Annotated in this window: 14 protein-coding genes; 7 read left to right on the top strand and 7 right to left on the bottom strand. The window is 55.7% G+C overall.

The genetic code is table 11. The annotated features are described in order from the left end of the window. Positions 1-38: 38 nt before the first annotated feature. The 5 genes from IPM61_09445 to xerD form a co-directional block, all read right to left on the bottom strand. On the bottom strand, positions 39-965 hold the full coding sequence (locus IPM61_09445; protein MBK8911537.1) for a rhomboid family intramembrane serine protease: 927 nt from the start codon (positions 963-965) through the stop codon (positions 39-41). A gap of 88 nt (positions 966-1,053) precedes the next feature. Continuing rightward, on the bottom strand, positions 1,054-2,244 hold the full coding sequence (locus IPM61_09450) for a phosphoglycerate kinase (protein ID MBK8911538.1): 1,191 nt from the start codon (positions 2,242-2,244) through the stop codon (positions 1,054-1,056). Between the two features lie 245 nt (positions 2,245-2,489). Beyond that, positions 2,490-3,488 carry a type I glyceraldehyde-3-phosphate dehydrogenase gene (gene gap / locus IPM61_09455; GenBank protein ID MBK8911539.1) on the bottom strand — a complete coding sequence of 333 codons (999 nt, stop codon included), beginning with the start codon at positions 3,486-3,488 and terminating at the stop codon, positions 2,490-2,492. A gap of 172 nt (positions 3,489-3,660) precedes the next feature. After that, positions 3,661-4,278, bottom strand: a complete 618-nt coding sequence (locus IPM61_09460; GenBank protein MBK8911540.1) for a sterol desaturase family protein — start codon at positions 4,276-4,278, stop codon at positions 3,661-3,663. A gap of 214 nt (positions 4,279-4,492) precedes the next feature. Further along, a complete protein-coding gene (gene xerD, locus IPM61_09465) occupies positions 4,493-5,389 on the bottom strand; it encodes a site-specific tyrosine recombinase XerD (protein ID MBK8911541.1) in 897 nt (298 codons plus the stop codon). Positions 5,390-5,653: 264 nt separating this feature from the next. On the opposite strand from xerD, the gene dcm reads away from it, so the two are divergent. The 6 genes from dcm to IPM61_09495 all read left to right on the top strand — a co-directional run bounded on the left by dcm (position 5,654) and on the right by IPM61_09495 (position 16,665). After that, entirely contained in the window at positions 5,654-6,856 is a 1,203-nt protein-coding gene (gene dcm, locus IPM61_09470) for a DNA (cytosine-5-)-methyltransferase (protein ID MBK8911542.1), read from the top strand. A 282-nt stretch (positions 6,857-7,138) separates the two neighbouring features. Further along, on the top strand, positions 7,139-7,798 hold the full coding sequence (locus IPM61_09475; protein MBK8911543.1) for a transposase: 660 nt from the start codon (positions 7,139-7,141) through the stop codon (positions 7,796-7,798). Positions 7,799-8,118: 320 nt separating this feature from the next. Further along, on the top strand, positions 8,119-9,378 hold the full coding sequence (locus tag IPM61_09480; GenBank protein MBK8911544.1) for an MvaI/BcnI restriction endonuclease family protein: 1,260 nt from the start codon (positions 8,119-8,121) through the stop codon (positions 9,376-9,378). 25 nt (positions 9,379-9,403) lie between these two features. Continuing rightward, a complete protein-coding gene (locus IPM61_09485; GenBank protein MBK8911545.1) occupies positions 9,404-11,179 on the top strand; it encodes an alpha/beta fold hydrolase in 1,776 nt (591 codons plus the stop codon). Between the two features lie 170 nt (positions 11,180-11,349). Continuing rightward, complete coding sequence (locus IPM61_09490; GenBank protein ID MBK8911546.1) at positions 11,350-14,070, top strand: T9SS type A sorting domain-containing protein; 2,721 nt, start codon at positions 11,350-11,352, stop codon at positions 14,068-14,070. Positions 14,071-14,130: 60 nt separating this feature from the next. Continuing rightward, entirely contained in the window at positions 14,131-16,665 is a 2,535-nt protein-coding gene (locus IPM61_09495) for a T9SS type A sorting domain-containing protein (GenBank protein ID MBK8911547.1), read from the top strand. A gap of 101 nt (positions 16,666-16,766) precedes the next feature. On the opposite strand, the gene IPM61_09500 is transcribed toward IPM61_09495, so the two are convergent. Together IPM61_09500 and IPM61_09505 are read right to left on the bottom strand one after the other, a co-directional pair. Continuing rightward, on the bottom strand, positions 16,767-17,228 hold the full coding sequence (locus IPM61_09500) for a putative metal-dependent hydrolase (protein MBK8911548.1): 462 nt from the start codon (positions 17,226-17,228) through the stop codon (positions 16,767-16,769). Positions 17,229-17,325: 97 nt separating this feature from the next. Further along, a complete protein-coding gene (locus tag IPM61_09505; protein ID MBK8911549.1) occupies positions 17,326-18,429 on the bottom strand; it encodes a glycosyltransferase family 4 protein in 1,104 nt (367 codons plus the stop codon). A gap of 163 nt (positions 18,430-18,592) precedes the next feature. On the opposite strand from IPM61_09505, the gene IPM61_09510 reads away from it, so the two are divergent. Beyond that, entirely contained in the window at positions 18,593-18,862 is a 270-nt protein-coding gene (locus tag IPM61_09510) for a GlsB/YeaQ/YmgE family stress response membrane protein (GenBank protein MBK8911550.1), read from the top strand. Positions 18,863-18,907 lie beyond the last annotated feature (45 nt).

An 18,907-nucleotide genomic window follows, 5' to 3' on the forward strand; every position in this document is an offset into this window, starting at 1 on the left:
ATCTCTCAGCATTAACTCAATCGTATCTCAATCTCATCTCACCCTCGCTGCATCCGTTTGCTTGCTTCCAGCAATGCGGCTTTTTCTTCGGGGGTGAGGTTTTGGTAGCCGTGGCGGCTGATTTTATCCAGGATAGCATCAATGCCTTGCTGGTCGTGGTTGTGGCTTGGCGGGGGGGTGGGGTTTTGCCGTGGTGCTTCGCGGAAGTTTGCTTCAATCACATTCCCACGCGACGGCGTTGGCGCGGTGCGTTCGGCGGGGGTGCGGAATGGGGCACTGCTGGCTGGGCGGCCGCGGTCGGCCAGTTGGAACAGCCCGCCACGGAGATAGATGCCGCTGGTTTTCAGCAGAAGCAACCCAATCAGCGCGCCCCCCAAGTGGGCAAAGTGGGCAATGCCGTCGCTGCTGTTGGTGATCCCCAGCACAAGGTCCAATCCGGCAAACATGAACACGGCATATTTGGCGCGCATCGGGAAGAAGAAATACACCATGATGATGCGGTCGGGGAACATCATCCCGAAGGCGATCATCACCCCCATGATTGCCCCCGACGCGCCAACCGTGGGCGCGCCGGTGCCCATTGCCAGCGTCACCACCGAGTGGAGAATGCCCGCGCCAAGCCCGCACAGCAGATAGTACAGCAGGAACCGCCGCGACCCCCAGGCTTGCTCAAGCTCCATGCCGAACATCCACAGGATCAGCATATTGAAGAACAGGTGCATCACCCCGCCATGCAGGAACATGTAGGTGAAATACTGCCATGCCCCAAACGCAGGATGATTTAACGGCCACAGCGCGCCGTAGCTGGTGAAGTAATCATCAACCGCAAGCTGGAACCCATCCTGGATGCCCGCCGGCAGAAGCCCGATGATGAAGATCACCACGTTGATTCCCAACAGCCATTTGATTACTGGCGGGAACATCGAAAAAGGCCGCGAGCCATAAGGATTGCCGTACGATGCCATTCGGTGGTTGTGTTAGTAGAAGATCGAACCAGTTTGACGCATTGGTAAGGGAAGTTCTTGTAATTGCTGATGCGTGGCCGCTGGCCTGTCACTGTGCCAACGCGGCCACCCCGGGAAGCTCCTTCCCTTCCAGAAACTCCAGCGAAGCACCGCCGCCGGTGGAGACGTGCGACACTTGTTCTTCCAGCCCAAATTGCGCAATGGCCGCCGCGGAATCTCCACCGCCGATGATGGTGGTTGCCCCGTGCTGGGTTGCCGCAACCAGTGCTTCGGCAACGGCGCGGGTTCCGGCGGCGAACGCCTCCATCTCAAACACCCCCATCGGGCCGTTCCAGACGACGGTCTTCGATGCAGTGATTGCTGCGGCAAATGTTGCCTGGGTCGCGGGGCCAATATCTAGGCCCATCCAACCGGCGGGGATTGCATCAACCGAGGCTTGCTGGGTGGCTGCGTCGGCGGCGAACCGGTCGGCCAGCACAACATCCGTTGGCAGAAGCAGTTGCACCCCGCGCGCGGCGGCATCGTTCAGCACGCGCCGCGCCACCTCAATTTTATCTTCCTCCACCAACGATGCGCCAACCTCCTTCCCCTGGGCTTTGAAGAAGGTGAACATCATCCCGCCGCCAACAATGATGGTGTCGCACTTGGCAAGCAGGGCATCAATCACATCAATCTTTCCAGAAATTTTGGACCCGCCCAGGATTGCCGTGAATGGCCGGGCCGGGTTTGCCACGGCATCCCCCAAAAATTGGAGTTCTTTCATCAGCAAGTAGCCGGCGGCTTTTTCCGGCACGAACCGCGCAACCCCTTCGGTGCTTGCATGGGCGCGGTGTGCGGTTCCGAACGCATCGTTGATGTACACATCGCCGAATGCTGCAAGCTGCTTTGCAAAGGCTTCGTCGTTGGCCTCCTCCTCGTTGTGGAAACGGAGGTTCTCCAGCAGCAGCACGTCGCCGTTGCCCATCCCCTCGGCCATTGCTGCCGACTCCGGCCCGATGCAATCGGGGGCAAGCTCCACCGGTTTCCCAAGCAGTTCAGAAAGCCGCTGGGCAACGGGGCGAAGGGAGTATTTCATCTTCCGTTCCCCTTTTGGGCGGCCCAAGTGCGACATCAGGATTGCCCGCCCGCCGTCAGCAATGATTTTGCGGATGGTTGGGAGCGATTCCACAATCCGTTTGTCGTCGGTGATTGCGCCGCTGTCGTCCAGCGGCACGTTGAAATCAACACGAACAAGCACACGCTTGCCGGAAAGATTCAGGGAGTCAATGGAGTTGGCCATGAGGAATTAGGAGAGAGAGAGAGAATCGTTCGTGGGAAAGAGTTTCCGAAGAGCGGCGTTCTGCCTGCCGGGCAAGAACTGGTTTGCAGGTTTTGAAATCCCCCTTCCGCCCATACCGCCCCTTTTGGGGGAACCAGTATGAGCGGAAAGGGGGGAAGGATGCTTCATGGTTGCCTGCTGGCCGTGTTGGTTCCGGCAGCGGCAGGGCGCATCTTTTTTCTTGCAGGTTTTTTTACCGGCTGTTGTTACAGGGCGGCCACTTTCTGGACCAGGTCCACAATCCGTTTGGAGTATCCGTACTCGTTATCGTACCAGCCGACGATCTTCACCATGTTGCCGATCACCATGGTGGAGAGTGAGTCGAAGATGCAGGAGTGAGTGTTGCCAACAATGTCGCTGCTTACCAGCGGGTCCGCACTGTACTCCAAGATTCCGGCCAGCGGACCGGCGGCTGCGGCGGCCTTGAACGCGTCGTTGATCTCCTGCTTCGTTGCTGGCTTCTCAACGATTGCGGTGAAGTCCGTTACGGAGCCATCCGGCGTTGGGACGCGGAAGGCAAAGCCGTCCAATTTCCCTTTCACTTCTGGGATCACCAATCCCAACGCTTTTGCCGCGCCGGTGCTGGTGGGGATGATATTAACCGCAGCGGCGCGGGCGCGGCGCAGGTCCTTGTGGGGAAGGTCCAGGATGTTTTGGTCGTTCGTGTAGGAGTGGACCGTGGTCATAAATCCGCTTTGGATACCGAAGTTATCCATCAGGACTTTCACCATTGGGGCAAGGCAGTTGGTGGTGCAGCTTGCGTTCGAAAGGATTTTGGCATCGGGGGTAAGCAGATGCTCGTTCACGCCAAGCACCACGGTTGCGTCCATGGTGTCTTTTGCCGGGGCGGTCAGCACCACGCGGTTGGCTCCGTTGGCAAGGTGCTGTTGCAGCGCGGCGCGGTCGGTGAATTTTCCGGTGGATTCAATGGCCACATCAATCTGGCCCCATTTCAGATTCTCGATCTGTTTTTCGGCACTGATGGTGATGCGGTCGCCGTCAACAATCAGGTCGTTCCCATCAACTTGGATGGAACCGTTGTAGCGGCCATGGACCGAGTCATATTTCAACAAATGGGCAAGGGTTGCTGCGTCGGTCAAATCGTTAATGCCCACCACGTCAAACGCCCCTTTGTTTGCCATTGCGTGCCGAAACACCAGCCGCCCGATGCGGCCAAAACCGTTAATAGCAATGCGGATTGCCATGCCTGTTCTTACGCTCCTTGTGGAAAAACGTCCAAAAACGGACTGTGAACGATGAAGTGCTTACGAATCAGGCGCAAACTTACGATGGAGCAATTCGGGATGTGGTGAGAAGTGGTTAGTGGAAGCCGCCCCCAGCAGCAAGGTGCTTCCCGGGGGCGCAGCCTTCGCTTCCTTACCGCCGATCTCTTGTTCCAAACACAATATCCCACAGCGGCGAGGTCACGCCGTAGCCGGTGCTGTCGTCGCCGTAGTGGTGGCGCAGATGCTGCTTTTTTAGATAGGCAAGCACACCCCGTTTCATGGAGAGGTGATGGGTGGCGTAGTGGAGCGTGTCGTAGCAGACGTAACCGAAGACCAATCCAGCCATAATCGCTGGGGTGTGGGTGCTTCCCGCTACGGCTTGGGTAGCGAAGTAAAAAAAGAAGGCCAACGGAATGCTAATGGCCGGGGCCATCACCAACCGGGTGGAGTCGTTCGGGTAATCGTGGTGAACGCCGTGCATGGTGAAGTGAAGCCGCTTCCCCCATTCGCTTTTGGGTTCGTAGTGGAAAACAAAGCGGTGAAGCAGATACTCCACCAACGTCCAATAAATGATCCCGACCAAGAACAGCCCCAGAATCGTCCCCCAAGAAAGCCCGCGGTCCGCCGATGCCACATACAGCATCCAAACGATAACTGGAACAAAGAGAACAATGGGGGTGGCCGGATGGATGTGGGAGAACCACTCCATGAAATCACTCTTGAACATTCGGACGCTCTCGTCCTTGTTTGATACGTAGTGGCGTGCCATGGTGCAGTTGGAATTGTAATTGGTGACCCAAATCTTGCGCCAAAAATACGGTGTGCAAATGCTGATCCGCAACCAGGTGGAGATTTTTTACAGACCTCCACGCCAACTGCAGCGACCTTGCTACAGATGGAAGCCACGTAAAGAGGAGCAGAGAGGGGGGGGGGATTGGGCAGGAGAGCGGTAGAGCCTTAACGGTGGGTGGGTTCGGAATCGTTCAGCCACGCGGGTGGAACGTCCGGTGGACCTCGCGCAGATACTCACGATCAACATGGGTGTAAATCTGGGTGGTGGTGATATGCTGGTGCCCAAGCATCTCCTGCACGGCGCGCAAATCGGCCCCTCCTTCCAACAAATGGGTGGCAAAGGAGTGCCGGAACGTGTGGGGGTGGACCTCCGTTTCCACGTGTGCCATCGCGGCATATTTTTTTGCCATCACCCAAATCGCATTCCGGCTAAGCGGCCCCCCGCGTGAGTTCAGGAACAGGACATCGTTGGTGCTGCGCCCGGGTTTCATCAGGGGGGTGCGGGCAACGGCGCGGTAGCGGTTAATCCACTGCTGTGCGGGGCGGCCTATCGGTGCCAGCCGCTCCTTGTTCCCTTTGCCAATCACCCGCACCAGCGAATGCTCGAACATCAGCTGCGAAATCGTCAAAGTGCGAAGCTCGCTGACCCGCATCCCGGTGGCGTACAGCGTCTCCAAAATTGCACGGTCGCGAATGCCGTAGGGGATGCCCGATTCGCTGACATCGGGGGCGTTCAGGATTGCCTCAACTTGCGCCACCGAAAGCACATCGGGCAGCCCGCGCCGCTGCTTCGGCGGTGCGATCATCTCCGAGGCATCGTTGGTAATCTCCCCTTCCACCATCGCAAATTTATGCAGCCCCCGAATCGCCGAAATTGCCCGCGCCACCGATGTGGGCGCAAGCCCTGCCTCGGCCAGCTGCGCAATGTGCTGGCGCAGATGCTCGCTGCGTGCCTCGGCAAGTTTTCGGGTCCCCAGGGCGGTCAGCTGTTGAAGGTATCGCCGCAAGTCAAGTTTGTAGGCGGCTTGGGTGTTCTCCGCCGCGCCTTTCTCCAGCAGCAAGAATTCCTCGTACCGTTCCAGCAGCATCTGCAGCGGGCGGCTAATCTCCGGTTGATTCATAGGGCGCAAAAATAGGGTGGTGGGGGAGGAGATGGAAGGGGGATGGGAGAAAAAGGGGGATAAGAAACGAAAGCAGAACAGGAGGCTTTCTGGATGTTCGAATGAGAGCTTGAGTGGGGGGGATACAGTAGAATAAGGGTTTTGTATATTCGTGCGGCCTATCATCGGCATTATCTCACAGATAAACTTGTAAGCCAATAAACATCATGCTAAGTACTTACAGTTGGACAGATGCTTAAATACACAACACTCCGCAGCCAATTAGGCATTGCTTCAGATAAGGCAGCCTTGTCTGACCATGCGTATCTCACGCATTATTTCCATTCCGGGGGTAATGGTGATTCTTATCTTTTTAAGGAACCTTCGATAGAGTATGTGCTTTCCATACTTGAAGAAAACAATTTGATAGCAGATCATTTGTTTCAACCACGTTTGCCAATTGAATGGGACATTCCATTTGCACCACCTAAAAATCACAAATTTCGATTTATTGATCTATTCGCAGGTATTGGTGGCTTTCGCCTTGCTTTTCAAGAACTTGGGGGGAAATGCGTTTTCTCAAGTGAATGGGATTTCTTTGCACGTAAAACATATGAAATGAATTATGGTGAGGTACCATTCGGCGATATTAGAGAAATCTCTACGAATATGATACCAGACCATGATATCTTGGTTGCTGGATTTCCTTGTCAACCATTCTCAATTGCTGGCGTTTCGAAAAAAAACGCTTTGGGAAAACATCACGGCTTCAAAGATGAAACACAAGGAACTCTGTTTTTTGATATTGCAAGGATAATTGCAGAAAAACAGCCAGCAGCGTTCTTGCTTGAGAATGTCAAAAATCTTATTTCTCATGATAAAGGAAACACGTTTAAGGTAATATCCAACGCCTTGGATGAAGTAGGCTATAATATAGAATATAAAATACTCGATGGTCAGCATTATGTTCCTCAGCATCGCGAGCGCATTGTTATTGTAGGTTTCCAGAAAAGCAATAAGAAAGCAATTTCTACTTTTAAATTTCCCACACTACCAAATGTGAATTTAAAAATTCAGGATATACTGGAAGATTGTGTTGATGATAAGTACACTCTCACAAATAAATTATGGCAATACTTGCAGAATTATGCTCAAAAGCATAAAGAAAAAGGGAACGGTTTTGGTTTCGGGTTAGTTGATTTAAATGGAGTAACTAGAACATTAAGTGCTAGATACTACAAGGATGGATCTGAAATTTTGATTCCCCAAATTGGAAAAAATCCGCGGCGACTTACTCCTAGAGAATGCGCTCGCTTACAAGGTTATCCGGACAAATTCATTATACCCGTTTCTGACAATCAAGCATATCGCCAATTCGGAAATTCAGTTGTTGTTCCTTTAATGAAATCCGTGGGAAATAAAATAATTAAAGCGTTGAAAAGCAATGACATTTGATCAGATCAAACAGGTTTTTCTCTTGCATGGATGCAAGAAGATATACGTATAGTATAGGACATAACTTTTGAGAAAAGAAATAGGGTTTATTATAAGAGAAGATAAGAGATATTGGGGGGGATATGTGGAGAGGTATACCACGTACATTCAACAACTACTATCGGGGAATAACCATGGCACTGAATAAACAGATTGAGGAACCGGAACTGTTGTCGGAATTTCTTAAGGAATATAGGGTGCACTGGAATCATTCAAGGTGTTAGTCCTTCGGCTTGTGCATGAATTGCAGGATGTGAGCCGTGTTTCGAGCATCACCGGTGTTCCAGCACCCGACGCTGTGAGTGGATCGCGGAATGGAATAAAAAAACGGCATCACTTCGGTCGCGTCAAGGGGAAGGGGGCGGAGCACGGGGACGATTGACGGCAGAACAGTTCGAGGAGTTGTGCCGGAAACTGCGTTCGGAGCAGCGATTGTGGACAACCAGAGAGCTTCAGGAGTATTTGCAGGAGCGATGGGGCGTGAGGTACAGTCTGCGTCAAGTCCGTCGGATTGCTCGGCGTTGTGGACTTGGGTATCGGAAGCCGTATGTGTTGGACGAACGCCGTCCGGAGGATGCAGAATTGCAATTGAAGCGAGTGCTGCGGAAGGTGGTGAATGGTCTTGCCAATAAAGGGATTGCGGCATCGGATGTGGCGATCGGATATGCCGATGAATCGTCGCCTCAGACGCGGTGTAATCGTGTACGGTATTGGAGTTATGGGGATTGCCGAGTGCGGGATTATCATCAGAAGTGGCGGTGCAACACGTTTGGGTTTTACGCGATTCGTGGGAAGAGCGGTGCGGGGCTTAGTGTCATCGCGGAGCAAGGATATGGTGGAGCAATTGACAGAGATTCGGGAAGCGAATGTGGGATACAAGCGAGTGATTGTGGTGTGGGATAATGTATCGTCGCACAAGACGGAAGAGGTACGGGAGCATGCGAAGATGATAGGGATAGAGTTAGTGAATTTGCCGGTGTACTCACCGGATTTAAATCCTATCGAATATGTTTGGAAAGGGGTACGTCGTCGGATAGCGGAGAGTGGGATTATACGGAGTCGGAGGAGATGGTATTGCGAATCAAGTCGGCATTTGAGGAGTGTGTAAAGTTTCGGAGTTATGCAAAATCATGGATAGAGAAATTTTACGAACCGATTTTCAAGGTATCATTGAGGATGTAATTTCTTTCACGAAATAATCCATCCAACTTTTATGGAATGTTATGTCCCGCACTATAAAAGAGCTATCTCCGAATGACAATTCAAAAAATCAAGTTTACTTAGGAGGGAGTTTCGAGGTTCTAAACATATTCCCTATCACTGAGATCAACGCTGATAATTCAGGTAATCGCTCAAGGGATACGTTTAAAGCAAGAATTGATTTTGCATGGATCAACAATGATGGCAATATATTTCCTGCTCCAAATGCTCAACTGATTCTTTATCCTAAATACCCTGAAGTTCGTTTTTCTGGTTTTTTATCTAAATGCATAGAAGCACCATCTGCGTTGATGACTTCTCGTGAATTAGGAAGAGTGCTGTTCTTTGCGGTTACTAATCAAGGAAAAGTACTTGGTCATGTTGTTCACAAAGAATCAACTCTCAATAACTATTATCGCCAATTAGATGGCTTGCTAAAACATGGTCTATTATCTATCATCAATATAGATACTACCGAAGATAGTCGTTCAATATTAGTTGATGCGATGACCCGTATTCACAATAAAGGCTGGATACTATCAAAACGCCTAGACCGTTTTGGAAATCAACTGCCATGCAATGCACCTAATTGTGGTGGATATACTCTGGAAGCGGAATTAGGCATAACTCCTAACGGCTTTTCTGAACCAGATTTCCATGGCTGGGAAGTTAAGCAGTTTGGAGTAAAGGATTATGAAAAAATAGAAACTCAGATTATTACGCTGATGACACCAGAGCCGACAGGAGGAATTTACACAGAAAAAGGAGTAGAGTATTTTATTCGGCAGTATGGATACCCCGATAAGCTGGGAAGGGTAGATAGGATGAATTTTGGAGGTATTCATAAAATCAACCAGTACCAATCCCTGACAAACCTTACGATGTGCCTTGTTGGTTTTGATGTTTCAACGGGCAAAATTGTTAGCACGGATGGAAGGATTGCCTTAATTGATAGTCAAGGAAACGAAGCTGCCTGCTGGCACTTCTCAAATCTTCTTCAACATTGGAACCGCAAACATCATCAAGCCTGCTATGTGCCTTGTAAATCTATTGATAAACCCTACAGACAATATCAGTATGGCCACACTCTAATTTTAGGAATAGGAACAGATTTCTTACGATTCCTAAATCTAATGAGCCGTGGTGAAATCTGGTATGATCCTGGTATCAAAATGGAATCTGCTTCAAATTCGCCTAAAATTAAACGCCGAAGCCAGTTCCGAGTTAAATCGCGTAGCTTGAAAGACCTATATGCTGAAAACGAAATTGTACGACTTCCATGATATAGGTCAAAAACTAGCAGACCTGATGAAAAAAACGAACTACATCCTTTCCCTACTCTTCCTCCTCCCCCTCTCCACCTTCTCCCAAACTCGGGTTGATACGGTGTTTACCATGAGCGATGGGGTCCAGATTACTGCTACCTATATCCGCCCCGCCGGGCCGCCGCCGCAGGGTGGGTTCCCGGGGTTGGTGCTGATCCATGGGTTCGGTGGCTCCAAACGGGATTACGCCAACAGCGCGGCTCCTATCTATGCCGATAGCGGTTACTTCTCGGTGGCCTACACGGTTCGCGGACAGGGGCGGCCGGACCCGGCCACCATGAGCGGAGGTTCGTTTAGCTGGTTCACCGGCCCGCGCGAGCTTCAGGATTGTCAAGCAATCATCGAGTGGCTGCGCGCACGCGGCGATGTGAACCCCGATCGTGTGGGGATTGAAGGTGTTTCCCAGGGGGGACTGACCGCTTGGGGGGCCGCAATCTCCAATATGAACATCCGCTGTGCCGTGCCGATCATGGCTTCGCCAACCTACTCGCAGTCGTTTGTCAAAAATGGCACGGTGAACTACTTCTTTGCGCGGGCGTTGTGGACCGCCAAATCCCTTAACCTGATTGAGCTTGCGCCAGTCCTGCGCGACACCCTCTATAACGCCATCGCCAACGGCAACTACGCCCAAACAACCGCGCTGATTGCTGCGCAAGATTTGGACGCTCGCGTTGGCAACGTTACCGTCCCGGTGTTTATGCAGCTTGCGTGGCAGGATGACCTTTTCAGCGGAAGCGAGTTTTTTCCCGTCTTCCACGCCCTCCGTTCTCCAAAAAAACTTATGGTGTGGAACGGGCAGCATAACCTTCCTGGCAATGATCTTGCCGAGCTTCGGTTCCGGCAGACGCTCCGTTTTTACCGCCGATTCCTTCGTGATGACCTTGCCGAAACCATCATGTCCCCCGATTCCGCTGTTGCCGTGACCGATGCCGCCACCGGAACGCTCCATTGGTTTGCCGAACGCGATTCCGCAAAATTCCATCCCGCCAACGGGCAGGGCTATCAACTCTATTTCGATGCCGCTGGCACAATGAGCACCGCGCCAAGCGGTGGCACGCTTGCCTTCCCAACGTTCTACCTGCAAGGGTTAAGCAACGAGGTGTTGACCTTCCGAAGCCAGCCGTTTTTAGAAGATTGGCAATGCACCGGAGCCAGTGCCGATCTGCACACCAGTGCAAGCGGGACCCCCTATCAAATGGTTGTGCAGTTGTGGGAGTTCAACCCGGGAACGCAGACCCGAAAACCGATTACCCGAGGAGCGTGGGAGTCGCGGACCAGCAAGGCTGGGCGGTATCGGTTCGATCTTAGCCCACAGCTGTTCACCATCCGCGCCGGAAACCAGTTGGAGGTTCGGGTGAAGTTCGGCTTCCCTTCGCTTCCGGCTAACTTGCCGGGGGATGAGTTCGGGCAAATCTCCTTCCCGCCGCAAGCCAACAGCTTCGACACACTGTGGGGGGGCGCGGCGTTCCCAAGCAGCGTCACGCTCTACCGGGCTGGCAGGGCAAGCGCGGTGGAGACGTGGATCCCACCAACCCCGCCAGCAATCGCAACGGCGGTGATGCGCCAGGGGGAGGAGTTGCCGGAACTTGCTGGCATCACTCCATCCCAGTGGGGGCTGTACAACGTGCAAGGCCAGCGGGTGGGGGGAAGCCATGCCACCAGCCACGTATCGCTCTCGGGCTTCCTGCCCGGGCCGTACTTCCTGCGGTATCGCATCGGCGCGGAGCAGCGGAATGTTCGGGTTCTGATTCTGCCGTAGCGGATCGTGGCTGCCGTGCGCCCCGTTGCTTCCGCGCTGCGACATCTGCCGCAGGCGCGGGGTCTTCTCCCCATTGTTCCCGATGCTATTGCGTCCGTCCGTCTGTCCGTTTCTGGACCCCTTTCCTCTCCTAACTCTCAACTCTTGCAAACCCTTTTCCTGGATTGCTTATGAATGTGCGGTGCATTGTTCTTATCGTCTGCTTGGTGGTTGGGGGCTATGCTTCTGCGGTGGCGCAAGGGGCATTGGCCGATTCCCCAACCGAAGCCGCGCTTGGCGTGTTGCCGGAAAACGCTGCCGAGCAACCTCACTTTCTTCCCCTAAGCACCGACTCCCTTCCCAACCCTTCCGCTGCGCCAGTGGATACCACAACGTATGGAGTGTGGGATGACCGCTTCGGGCTTCCGGGGCTGGATGGCCCGGTTACGGCAATGGCCACCGATGGCCCGAACGTCTTTGTTGCCGGCAAGTTCGTTTATGCCGGCGGCAAGTACGTGAACCACGTGGCGATGTGGAACGGAAGCTCCTGGCAGGAAGTTGGCGGCGGGGTGGATGGATCGGTCTATGCCATTGCCCTCCGTGGCGATTTGGTCTATGTGGCAGGGGCGTTCAGCCGCGCCGGCCGCCGCTTGGCGCGGAACATCGCGGTCTTCAACCGGAAGACAGGGGAGTGGGGAACGCTGGGGGAGGGGATTGGCGGGCATCAGTTCAGCTACGTCAGCGCGCTTTGCTTTGTTGGCAACCAGCTGTTTGTTGGCGGGCGATTTCTGACGGCGGGGTCCATCGTTGCGGTGAACATTGCCCGCTGGGATGGAACACGCTGGGGAAGGGTTGGAACCGGGGCTAACGGCTACGTCTTCGCGATGGAGACCGACGGAACCAGCCTGTACGTTGGCGGGCGGTTCACCCTTGCCGACGAAAAACCGATCCGCCGCATCGCCCGCGTGAACCCTGCCACCTACGAATGGACCGAGCTTGGCGGCGGCCTTCCCGATTTTGTCTCCACCATCTACAAGGACCCCCGCGACGGCGCGCTGTATGTTGGCGGAGCCTTCTTCACCAGCATGAACGATACCGACTCCCTGAAACAGCTTGCCCGCTACGATGCCGGGGCCGACCGCTGGAGGCCGGTTGGCAACGCCGTTTCCTCCTTCTTTGGATCCGTGCGGATTTATGCAATCCTTGCTGCGGGAAAGTACCTGTACGTTGGCGGGATGTTCGACAAAACCGACACGCTAAACAACGGCTGCCCCGATGAACGTGGCATTGGTGGCCGCAACGGAACCTGCAACCGCAGCTACAACATTGCCCGCTGGGATGGGCAACAGTGGGATGTGATGCGCCGCCCAACCGTTGCCGCCAACAGCAGCGGATTGGTTCTTACCTCAACCGGCTCCGTCCTTCGGAACCTTGAGGTTGCTTCGGTGGTCGCGATGAAACTTGATCCGAGCGGAAGATTAGTGATTGGTGGCGAGTTCAACTACGCCGGCCCGCTCCAGGAAAAATATGGCGGGATCAACGTCGGTTTGGCACGCACTCCGGAGAACGTCTATCCCAGCAATATCTGCCTGTTCGATGGCGACACCACGTGGTCCATTCTTGGCAACGGAATGGGAAGCCCGCTGTTCGCGCTGGCTTACGACCCCGCCGCTGGCGAGCTGATCGTTGGCGGAAATTTTGCGACCGCTGGCGGCATCAAAACAAAAGGAATTGCCCGCTGGAATATCTCCACCGGAAAGTGGTTCAAACTGAATGAAGGGATTAGCGGCACGGTCCGGAGCATGGCCGTTTTGGGGAACGACCTATATGCCACCGGAACCTTCCCCACGATTGATGGCCAGCCCGTGAACCACCTTGCCCGCTGGTCCCGCGCCACCAACACCTGGTCCGCGGTCGGAAACTCACCCCTTGCCGCAGGGGGCGGGTTCGCGATTGCTGCCAGCCAGCAAAAACTCTATCTGGGGGGCCCCAACGGGATATTCGTTTGGGATGGCGCGGCGTGGACCCCGCTGGGGGGGAACGTCAACGGAGCGGTGCGGGCGATTGCTGTTCGGGGGGATGAGGTCTATGTGGCGGGATCGTTCAGCAAAGCCGGGGGGATGAACGCGGCGAACGTCGCCATGTGGAACGGGGCAACGGGGCAATGGAGCACGCTGGGAAGCGGCACCAACGGCGCTGTGAACGGAATGGCCCTGAACGGAGATGAACTTTACATTGGTGGCCAGTTCAACACCGCTGGCGGCAGCCCCCGCATGAACGTAGCGGTGTGGCGAACAACCACGCAGCAGTGGGATCAGCTTGGGGAAGGGATTTCCGGCCCGGTGAACGCGGTGGCGGTCCAGAATGGCTCGATCTTCTTTGGCGGCTCCTTCTATGATGTTGATGGGCGGGTGATGGATAACCTTGCGCGATGGAGCGGTGAGCGTTGGTACGATGTTGCCCGGGGGGTGCTGGGCGATAACCTCACCTCATCGGTCAACGCGTTGCTTCCGGTTGGGGATGACTTGTACGTTGGCGGAAACTTTGTTCGCACCGGCGGAACCAGTGCCTACTACATTGGCCGCTGGACCCGTTTCACCACGGGGTTTAGCGCGCCCGTGCAACCGGCCACCACCACCGGCGCAGGCCTTGCCACGCTTGCCGTTGGGTGCTATCCCAATCCCTCCACCGGCCAGATCAGCTTCACGGTTCCGCTATCAACCCCGGGGGACCTCACCGTTGCAATCGTTGCTTCCGATGGCCGCCAAGTGGCGACCCTCACCGAACCGAATGCCCAGCCTGGGGTTCACACCATCACCTTCCACGGCGATGACCTTCCCGCAGGAACCTACTTCTACCGCCTGCAGCAAGGGGAACGCCATGGCAGCGGAACATGGGTGATTCTTCGATAACGGATTTCCTTCCATCTCTATCTCTCTCTCTCCTGACTTCAACAAATGCGCAGAACATCAATGATTGCATCACACCGCCTGCTCCGATTCTGGATTGCTTCTTTGCTGCTGCTTGCCGCAAGCCGCGCCGCTGCCCAAAATCCTGATGATGTGAATTGGGATGAGGTGTTTGGAATAAGCGGGCAAAATGCGGGAACCGAAGGGGACATCTATTCCCTTGCTCTGGGCCATGATGCTTTGTATGTCGGCGGGGCGTTCACCGCTGCCAGTGGGATTCCGGTTTCGCGCATTGCGCAGTGGGACGGGGTCACGTGGAAGCAGTTAGGGGAGCCAGGCTTGCAAGGGGTGGATGGTTCGGTGTTCAGCATTTTGGTGAAAGGGGATAGCGTGATTGTTGGCGGGCAGTTCACCACCGCTGGTGGCGTTCCGGTAAACAATATTGCCGTTTGGAAACGGAGCATCAACCGCTGGTTCCCGCTGGAAGAAGGGGTGTTTGGCGGAGCCAATGCCTACGTCTCCTCAATTGTCAACCGTGGCGATACCATCTTTGTTGGTGGCCAATTCACTACCGCCGGGACCACACCCGCCAACAACGTTGCTGTGCTGATGAACGGGGAATGGAAATCGCTGGGAACGGGGAACCAAAACGGCGTTGGCGGAACGGTGAACGCGCTGGCAATATTGAAGGACCAACTCTACGTCGGCGGCAATTTCACCCGCGCCGGAAACCGCGCCGTGAACAGCCTTGCACGGTGGAGCGGCATCTGGAGCGATGTTGGCGGCGGCGTTGATGGCTACGTGAACACCCTTGTGGTCTCCCCATTCAACACCTTGATGGTGGGCGGAAAGTTCATCACCGCAGGGCCCGATGTTGTGAAGAATTTGGCGATGTGGGACGGCTCCGATTGGGCAAATACTTCCATTCGCGACGGCGACCTATCCGGCAACCCCGATCAGGTGCTTAGCGGAAACACCGGGGTCTATCAAGGATGGATTGATGGCGAGGTTCGGGCCGTTGCGTTCCAGGACCGGACGATGTTTGTTGCCGGAAATATCACCCGAGCCTTCCCCGGGGGGCAGACGTTCCAATACACCAACGTTGCGAACATCACCCGATATCACCACTTCATTGCCGGGCGCAGCCACTACTACCAGCTGGGGAGGGGAACCGATGGATATATCAACGCGCTGGCTGCCGACAAGGAGAACCTGTACGTTGGCGGGCAGTTCATCCAAGCGGGCGGGCTTACCGCAAACTACGTTGCCCGTTGGGACGGAACCGCGTGGTTCACGCTTGGTGCCCAGATCGGGAACGTTGTGACGGGGCTTGCCGTTCGCCAGGAGAAAGTTTTCGCCGTCTGGAACCCGAAAGCAATTGGAAGCAGCGAGCCAATGGGGCGCGTGGTGAAATGGAACAACCCAGGCTGGATATTTTTTGGAGGCCCCATTGCCGGTCAGATTTTTGCAATCCAACGGCTTGGGGATGATGCCATTGTTGGCGGCGCGTTTGTGAACGCTGGCGAACAGGTGGCGGTGAACGTTGCACGGCTTAGCCTTCTGGATGGATCGTGGCACCCGCTTACCCGCGGAAGCGGCGTGGCCGGCGGCGACATCAGCTACGTCAGGGCGATTGCCGAACAGGCTGGCACGCTCTATCTGGGGGGGGAGTTCACGGTGGCCGATACCCTTCCGGCGTTGAACGTCGCACGGTGGGAATCAAGCACCGGCGCGTGGTCGGCATTGGGGAAAGGGCTGAACGGCGCGGTGCGGGCCATTGCCGTTGCCCCAAATGGAGATGTCTTTGCTGGCGGAGAATTCCTCACCAGCGGCGGCGACACGCTTCGCCGGGTTGCACGGTGGGATGGCCAGCGGTGGAACCCAATGCTTGGCGGGGTGGATGCCACCGTTCGCGCCATTGCCGTCAACGGCACGAACATCTACGTGGCCGGGGATTTCGACACCGTGGATGGCCGCCCCATGAACCACATTGCCCGCTGGGACACCAGAACCAACGACTGGCATCCGATGGGTAGGGGGATTGAAGGGCATTTTGCGCCGGAGATCACCGCAATGGCAGTGGTGGGTCGCCACCTGTTCGTTACCGGCTCCTTCACCCTTGCCGGCGGCGATAGCGTCCACAACATCGCCCGCTGGGACGGAAGCGAATGGAACGCGCTGGGAAGCGGGCTGAACAGCAACGCCTACGCGCTGGCGGTGGAGGAAAATCGCCTGTACGTGGGGGGGACGTTTACCGAGGCGGGACACAAGCCAGCGGTGTACATCGGCCTGTGGCGCGAGCAAGCGTTGGGGGTTGAGCCGTCATTGCTTGCCCCGGGTTCGCTGGGGCTGCGTGCCGCGCCGAACGTTGCCGCCAACCAAACAACAATCACCCTTCAGCTTCCCCATCCCGCCAGCGTGACCCTAACCGTGATGGATGCGTTGGGCCGCGTAGTCCAACAGCTTCCCGAGCAACAGCTTCCGGCAGGAACCCAAAGCGCGACGCTTGACGTGCGCCAACTTCCGCAAGGGGGATATTTCCTGCTGTGCCAAGCCGGCCAGCAAATGGACCGGGCAATGATTCAGGTGGTGAGGTGACAAGGCTCTTTCCCCCCCCATCAACAAAGCAAAGCGGGGATGGAGGTCGATTCCTCCATCCCCGCTTCGTTTGGCGGCGGGATCGTGGGCGGGTCCGGCCATCACCATCCCATTCGTTCGCGTAGGCCGGTGATTTGCGCAACGTGGTTTTGCCCATGCGCCCCGTAGGTTCGGGCGATGTCGTGCAGGGTCATCACTCCATTTTCTGGGTGGAAGGCTGTGCGGTCCCACTCCGCATCACTCAGCGACTCCATCAGCATTCCCCACCGCTGGTGCAAGCCATCTATCAGCTGCAACGAGGCCTCAACCGGGGCCTGGTTGTCGGGTAGGGTTGCCCAGTCGTCTTGGTTGTACGGTTTCAGCGTCGGGTGGTCCTCGGCCAGCATCAGCTTGGTGCGGATGAAGGCGTTCAAGTGGGAATCGGCCACGTGGTGGACCACCTGCCGAACGGTCCAGCCTCCGTCGCGGTAGGGGGTGTCCAGCTGCTGGTCGTTCAACCCAGCAACCGCGTCGCGAAGCTGGGAGGGAAGCGCGTTGATTGCGGCAATCTGTTCGGTGTGCATCACTGCGTTTGGTTGTTGGTTATGGAGGAAAAAATCAAGTCGGCTGGCAGCATCTGCCCGAATCAACGCTCCGCCTTCTTCCATTCACCCCCACCACCTATCTCTTCACCACTTCCGCCAGCATCTCTATCGTGGCTTCGGCTGTTTTTTCCCACGTGAGCGATTGCGCAAACGCCAGCGCGTTGGTTCGCAGTTCCTGGCGTAGCTCGGGGTTGTTCAGCACCTCTGCAATTCGTTCGGCCATTGCGTCAATGTCGGCAGGGGTAGAGCAGCCCCGTGATGCCGTCGCGGACCGAGTCGCGCAGGCCAGGGTGTTGGCGGCCACCGCGGGCGTTCCGCAGGCGTTGGCCTCCACGTTCACAATCCCCCAGCCTTCTTTTTGCGATGGGTTCACCACCACCCACAGTTCCTGCAGCAGCCGCAGCTTCTCCTGCTCGGTGACAAACCCCGTGAACCGCGTGGCATCGGCAACGCCAAGCTGTTGGGCAAGCGCCTCAAGCTCCGGCTGGAAATCTCCGCGCCCAATAATCACCAGCTCGGCGTTCGGTAGCTGCTGGCGGACCTTCGCGAAGGCCCGCACCACGTGGTCCACGCATTTGTATTTCTTCAGCCGCCCAAAGTATCCAATGGTTGGGTGGGGCGATTTGGGGATGCCGGTTGGCTTCAGCCGTTGGTGGTCTATTGCGTTCATCGCCAGCCGGAAATGTTCGCGGCGGAACCCGCGCCCCACAAACTCATCCAGGGTTGATTGCGACACCACAAGGAACGGAACCTTCCGGTACAACAGATCCACCAGCTTCTCGGCCAAATAGACGTAGCTGCCAAAAACCGGCCCAGCCTCGGCAAAAATTGATTTCCCAAAAAAATGGTGGCTGATCCCCACCAGCGGGCGGCGGACGTAGAGCGGGGTGTAGAACGGAATCTTGTTCACGTCATCCACAACAACATCAAAATTGAGCTTGCGGAGCTTGAACAGGTAGTGAAAAGGGACCACAAAATTGAAGACGTTCCGCCCGCCACGGCGGATGATGCGTATTCCCTCAATCGTTTCCTCGGGGGCGGCATTGGGGTAGGCGCAGCAGAACAAGGTCACGCTGTGGCCCATCGCCACCACGCGGCGGAATGTTTCGTACAAATGGACCTCCGCGCCGCCGCTTAGGGGGTTCGTCCAGTCCTGCCAGTTGATAACAAGGATATTCATGCACCAGGCGCAAAGCTACGTCACAACCATGCTGTTCGATAAGCCAATCTCTCGGAATCTTTCGTTAGTTTTTGAAGCGATGCACAACGCAGGGGCGCCCGCCGCCCGGGCTGCGCATCCAACACAAGGGCCACACAGGGACAAAACCAACAGAATATCTACCATGCCAACAGGATTTTTTGGGACGATCATCGTCGGCGCAATCATCGGCTGGCTTGCCAGCATCATCACCAAAGCGAACAACCAACTGGGCTGCCTTGCCAACATGATTGTTGGGGTGATCGGCTCGGCATTGGGGGCGTGGCTTGCGGCGGAGCTGTTCAAATACAAAGTGATGGAAGGCTTCTCCTGGCCAGGATTTTTTATCGGGATTGGCGGTGCGGTGCTGTTTATCGCGCTGCTTCGGCTGCTGGGCATTTTGCGGCGCGATTAAGGCGCGGCTGCAACCTTTGTAGTTCTCCACAACGGGGGCATGGCG

This window comes from Chlorobiota bacterium, from assembly GCA_016710285.1.
Lineage (GTDB): Bacteria > Bacteroidota > Ignavibacteria > OLB7 > OLB7 > OLB7.

Excerpts from the sequence above, each read along its gene's own strand:
- IPM61_09500 (MBK8911548.1), bottom strand. The coding sequence starts at position 17,228 with ATGCACACCGAACAGATTGCCGCAATCAACGCGCTTCCCTCCCAGCTT.
- IPM61_09510 (MBK8911550.1), top strand. The coding sequence starts at position 18,593 with ATGCCAACAGGATTTTTTGGGACGATCATCGTCGGCGCAATCATCGGC.
- dcm (MBK8911542.1), top strand. The coding sequence starts at position 5,654 with ATGCTTAAATACACAACACTCCGCAGCCAATTAGGCATTGCTTCAGAT.
- IPM61_09505 (MBK8911549.1), bottom strand. The coding sequence starts at position 18,429 with ATGAATATCCTTGTTATCAACTGGCAGGACTGGACGAACCCCCTAAGC.
- IPM61_09480 (MBK8911544.1), top strand. The coding sequence starts at position 8,119 with ATGTCCCGCACTATAAAAGAGCTATCTCCGAATGACAATTCAAAAAAT.
- IPM61_09450 (MBK8911538.1), bottom strand. The coding sequence starts at position 2,244 with ATGGCCAACTCCATTGACTCCCTGAATCTTTCCGGCAAGCGTGTGCTT.
- IPM61_09485 (MBK8911545.1), top strand. The coding sequence starts at position 9,404 with ATGAAAAAAACGAACTACATCCTTTCCCTACTCTTCCTCCTCCCCCTC.
- IPM61_09490 (MBK8911546.1), top strand. The coding sequence starts at position 11,350 with ATGAATGTGCGGTGCATTGTTCTTATCGTCTGCTTGGTGGTTGGGGGC.
- xerD (MBK8911541.1), bottom strand. The coding sequence starts at position 5,389 with ATGCTGCTGGAACGGTACGAGGAATTCTTGCTGCTGGAGAAAGGCGCG.
- IPM61_09445 (MBK8911537.1), bottom strand. The coding sequence starts at position 965 with ATGGCATCGTACGGCAATCCTTATGGCTCGCGGCCTTTTTCGATGTTC.
- IPM61_09495 (MBK8911547.1), top strand. The coding sequence starts at position 14,131 with ATGATTGCATCACACCGCCTGCTCCGATTCTGGATTGCTTCTTTGCTG.
- gap (MBK8911539.1), bottom strand. The coding sequence starts at position 3,488 with ATGGCAATCCGCATTGCTATTAACGGTTTTGGCCGCATCGGGCGGCTG.
- IPM61_09460 (MBK8911540.1), bottom strand. The coding sequence starts at position 4,278 with ATGGCACGCCACTACGTATCAAACAAGGACGAGAGCGTCCGAATGTTC.